The organism is Candidatus Sulfotelmatobacter sp., assembly GCA_035498555.1.
In the GTDB taxonomy this organism is placed as follows: domain Bacteria; phylum Eisenbacteria; class RBG-16-71-46; order RBG-16-71-46; family RBG-16-71-46; genus DATKAB01.
In genome coordinates this window covers 1-4,848 of record DATKAB010000058.1, presented here as the reverse complement: position 1 = coordinate 4,848, position 4,848 = coordinate 1, and the positions used below count along the sequence as shown (strand labels likewise).

The 4,848-nt window shown below is 65.5% G+C and carries 3 protein-coding genes; all 3 read left to right on the top strand.

What is annotated here, in order from left to right:
- Nucleotides 1-49: 49 nt before the first annotated feature.
- The 3 genes from rpiB (at nt 50) to VMJ70_05440 (ending at nt 4,619) form a co-directional block, all read left to right on the top strand.
- Nucleotides 50-607, top strand: a complete 558-nt coding sequence (rpiB, locus tag VMJ70_05450; GenBank protein HTO90557.1) for a ribose 5-phosphate isomerase B — start codon at nt 50-52, stop codon at nt 605-607.
- Between the two features lie 23 nt (nt 608-630).
- Complete coding sequence (gene add / locus VMJ70_05445; GenBank protein ID HTO90556.1) at nt 631-1,707, top strand: adenosine deaminase; 1,077 nt, start codon at nt 631-633, stop codon at nt 1,705-1,707.
- A gap of 110 nt (nt 1,708-1,817) precedes the next feature.
- A complete protein-coding gene (locus tag VMJ70_05440; protein HTO90555.1) occupies nt 1,818-4,619 on the top strand; it encodes a TonB-dependent receptor in 2,802 nt (933 codons plus the stop codon).
- The last annotated feature ends 229 nt before the right edge of the window (nt 4,620-4,848 follow it).

Sequence of the window (4,848 nt, the reverse complement as noted above, 5' to 3'; positions counted from 1 at the left end):
GCATCCGCCTCTGGCGGGGGTGGGATCCTCCGGCTAGACTCCACACCCCATGCCCTCTCCCGACGAATCGAAAGTGCGCCAGCTGGTGCGCGAGGCGGTAGATCGTGCGTTGGGCGCCGAATCTTCGAGCGCGGTGGTCGCTCCCAATCCGCGCGCGTCGCGCCGCGTGGCAATCGGCTCGGATCACGGAGGCTACGCGCTCAAGGAAGTGCTGAAGCGCGCGATCCACGACGAGCTGGGCTGGGAGGTGCACGATTGCGGCACCCACTCCACCGACGCCGTGGACTATCCGGACTACGCGGCGGCGGTGGCGCGCGAGGTCGCCGGCGGCCGGTGCGCCCGGGGCATCGTCGTGGATGCCGCCGGTATCGGCTCGACGATGGCCGCCAACAAGGTGCCGGGCGTGCGGTGCGCGCTCGCTCACGACGATGCCACCGCGATGAACGCCCGCGAGCACAACGACGCCAACGTGCTGGCACTCGGAGCGCGCGTGGTGAATCGGGGCCTCGCGACCCGGCTGGTCCGGCTGTTCCTCACCACTCCTTTCGCCGGCGGTCGCCACGAGCGCCGGGTCAAGAAGATCATGGCGCTCGACCGTCCGAACTAGCGCACCCTCCACCTTCGAGGCTCATGAGACTCGACCGACGCGTTATCGAGAGGCTTCCCAAGACCGACATACACTGTCATCTCGACGGCTGCCTGCGTCCCGCGACCATGATCGAGCTGGCCGAGGCGCAGGGAGTGAAGCTGCCGACTCGCAATCTCGCCCGGCTGACGCGCCTGCTCCAGGCCGGCAAGCGCACCCGGAATCTCAGCGACTACCTCAGGATCTTCGACTACACGCTGAGCGTGATGCAGGAGCGCGACGCACTCTATCGCGTCGCGTTCGAGCTGGGAGAGGACGCGGCCGCCGAGAACGTGAAGCACCTCGAGGTTCGCTACTCGCCGATCCTCCATCGGAAGAAACGCCTTTCGTTCGAAGACATCGTGGATCCGGTCATCGCTGGCCTCAACGAGGCGGGCCGCAAGTATGGGCTCAGCACCGGCGTGATCATCTGCGGCATCCGCTCGATGAATCCCAAGACCTCGATGGCGCTCGCCGAGCTGGCGGTGGCGTACAAGGGCAAGGGCGTGCTGGCGTTCGATCTCGCGGGCCAGGAGAAGGACTATCCCGCCAAGGCCCACCGCGAGGCGTTCGAGCTTATCCTCAAGCACAACATCAATTCCACGGTGCACGCCGGCGAGGCGTTCGGGCCCGCAAGCATCGGTCAGGCGCTGCACTACTGCGGCGCCCATCGCATCGGTCACGGCACGCGCCTGCGCGAAGATCCGGACCTGATGCGCTACGTCAACGATCACCGCATCCCGCTCGAGGTCTGCCTGTCGTCCAACGTGCAGACGCGCACGGTGCGCACCGCGCGCGAGCATCCGTTCCACTCGTACTTCAAGCAGGGATTGCGCGTCACGCTCAACACCGATAGCCGGCTGATCTCGGCGACCACGGTGAGCGACGAGATCTCGCTGGCGGCGCGGACCTTCCGCCTCAGCCCCTACGAGGTGAAGAAGATCATCATCAACGGATTCAAGAGCTCCTTCCTTCCGTACGCGGAGAAAGCACGAATTCTCCGCTGGGTGATCCTCGAAATCGACCGGGTCTTCATGGAGGAGTACCCGACCGAGTACGACCGCGGCGCCGCCGGTCTTTGACAAGTTGAGTCCGGCTTTCCGCGAGCGACGGCGACGCGACTCGGGCCTTGACCGACCCCTTGCAAGCCCGTAGGTTCGGTCGCCCCAGATTCGACCACCTCGGACCCCTCATGCCCTTTCTCCGTCGCGTCCTCGCCTGGACCGTCCTTCTGATCGCCGCGACAGCGCTGCCGGGCTACGCCCAGGAGCGCGGGAGCATCAGCGGCAAGGTTTATGACAAGAAGACTGGCCACGCGCTGCCGTTTGCCACGGTGACGGTGATGGGGGCGCAGAAGGGCGGCCTCACCGACTCGGAAGGCCAGTATGTGGTGAATGGCGTTCCGCCCGGCACCTACGAGGTCAAGGTGCAGTTCCTCGGCTACGCGCCGATCTCGAAGCCGGGGGTGGTGGTGGCTCCCGGCAAGCCCACCTCGCTCGACTTCCAGCTCGAAGAGATCGTGGTGCGCCAGGAGAAGGTGGTCGAGGTGACCGCCGAGCGGCGCCTGGTGGAAGTGCGGCAGGGCGCCACCGTGCGCAGCGTCAACTCCGCGGAAATCCGCAATCTGCCGGTCGCGACGGTGGGCGAGGTGCTGCAGCAGCAGGCCGGCATCAGCACCGACGCCGATCAGATCCACGTGCGCGGCGGCCGCTCCGACGAAACCATCTTCATGGTGAATGGCGTCGCCAACCGGGACCTGGTCACCGGCGCGCCGACCGCCGGCACCATCAACGCGCGATCGGTGCAGGAAGTGAACGTGGCGACCGGCGCCTACGACGTGCGATACGGCAACGCGCTCTCGGGCGTGGTCGAGATCCGGCTCAAGGACGGCACCGACAAGTTCCAGGGCGGATTGACCACCACCGCCGGCAGCTACGGGGGTCGCGCGATCCAGCTGGTGGCGGGCGGGCCCGATCCGGTGATCGGCGGACTCGTGCGGGCACTGGGCGGGAAACCGGGCCAGATCAACTCGATCCTCGACGTATCGGGCGCGCTCTACGACACGCGGTTCTACGCGTTCAGCAACGACATCAACGGGCCGTGGCAGACCATGTTCGGCAGCTACGTGCCTTCGAACCGACAGTACGACCTGGTCTCGAGCTACAAGGACGCGATCTTCGGCCACAAATTCCGCTACGGCCCGTTCTTCGGCCAGGCACCCGACAATCAGTGGGGGCTGCGCTACGGCGTCAACTGGAAGCCCAACACGCGCGATCGCTGGGCGTTCAACATGTCGAAGCGCATCAACATCGACCAGGGTTTCAGCCGCACCATCATCAACGCCACCGGCGATGCCGGCGACCCCGCTTACCCGTGGATCTGGCACAACAACCTGGCGCACGCCAACACGTTTCTCGAGGACAACGTCCAGCTCTCGGCGGAATGGAGGCGCACGCTGTCGACCACTTCGTTCACGCAGCTCCAGTTCTCGCGAAACTTCTCGGCGCAGCGGATCGACGTGCAGGGGAAGTCGTGGCAGGACTACCAGAAGCCCGACGACAGCGTGTTCCCGCCCGGCGACCCTCGCCGCAACGACTACTTCTACGACACCGGCGACGACAATCTCTGGCAGGACCGGCGCAGCAACAGCTACGCGCTGAACTGGCTGATGGTGCAGCGTTTCAAGCGCCACGAGCTGGAGTTCGGGCTCACCCACGAATTCCAGGGCGTCCAGTTCGTCACGATTCAGGATCCGTGGGACGAGGATCCGAGCGGCCTCGGCAGCCAGCACGACCTGTGGGACGTGCACCCCTGGGTGGGCGCGTTTTACGTGCGCGATCAGCTCGAATACGAGGGCTTCAGCGCCAACCTCGGACTGCGCGCCGACTACTGGTTCGTGGGCCGGGAAGCGGAGCTCGCTCTGTCGGACACCACCAACCACAATTTCAACGCCGCCAATCGCGAGGACTTCTACAACGACACCAACTCGTTTTTCGGGCGTCGTTACAAGCTGCGCTGGTCGCCACGCATCATCGTCGCGCACCCGATTACCGATCGCAGCAGTTTCTTCTTCAACTACGGACGCTTCACCCAGCTCCCGCAGTACCGGCTGGTCTACGCCAAGATGACGTCAGTATCGGGGGAAGCCTTCCCGCTCCAGGGCAATCCCGATCTCAACCCGCAGGTTTCGGTGAACTACGAGCTGGGCGCCAAGAGCCAGTTCACCGACAAGTCGGCGGTCAACGTCAGCTTCTTCGTGAAGGACGTCTACGACTATCCGCGCGGCGTGCAGCTCACGCGTGCGGAGGGCGCGGTGCCGATCATCTACTCGCAGTACGTGAGCGGATCATTTGCGCGATCCAAAGGGATCGAGATCGAGATGGAGCGCCGACGCTCCAACTTCTGGTCGGGCAAGGTGACCTTCACGTTCCAGCAGACCAAGGGCAAGGACAGCGATCCGAGCGAGATCCGCGCGATTCAGCTCTCGAACAGCAGCGCCGCCGACGTGCCGCTCTCCGAGCAGTACGTGACCTGGAGCCGCCCGTTCAAGGTCACCACCAATTTCGACCTGCGTTACGACGAGCAGGCGCCGCGCAACTGGATGAAGAACTGCGGCCTCAACGTCTACCTGCAGGGCGAGTCGGGGCGCGCCTACACGCCCGCGACGCTCACTTCCGACGTGGCCGGGGAAACCAACTCGAAAAACGGGCCGTTCCAGATCACCACCGACATCCGCCTCAATCACGTCATGCGCTTCGGGGCGCAGCGATTCGATCTGAGCCTCACCGGCACCAACATCTTCAACAATCGGCTGGTGTACCGCGTTGACCGCGTGACCGGCGAGCAGCGCATGCGCGGCGTGGGCGAGTACGACCCGTCGCGCCCCGGCGATCTGCTGATCAACGATCCCAACACGCTGGTCCAGCTGGTGGACGATCCTTCCAACCTCGGCCCGGGCGCGCAATACCGCATCAGCCTCGACTATGACTTCTAGGCGCTGGGGGACAGGGGCTGCGCTGGCCGTCGCGGCGCTGGCGTTCGCCGCGCCGGCGATCGCCCAAGTGCGCCTCGGCGACCAGCGTGCGGGCACCACCTCCGGCCAGTTCCTCAAGATCGGCGTGGGGGCGCGCGCCGAGGGGCTCGGCGAAGCATTCGTGGCGGTCGCCAACGATCCGAGCGCCATCTACTGGAATCCGGCCGGGCTCGCTTCGATGCAGCGCGAG

What these genes read in the sequence shown, in the direction of transcription:
- rpiB (HTO90557.1), top strand. Translation starts at nt 50, where the DNA reads ATGCCCTCTCCCGACGAATCGAAAGTGCGCCAGCTGGTGCGCGAGGCG.
- add (HTO90556.1), top strand. Translation starts at nt 631, where the DNA reads ATGAGACTCGACCGACGCGTTATCGAGAGGCTTCCCAAGACCGACATA.
- VMJ70_05440 (HTO90555.1), top strand. Translation starts at nt 1,818, where the DNA reads ATGCCCTTTCTCCGTCGCGTCCTCGCCTGGACCGTCCTTCTGATCGCC.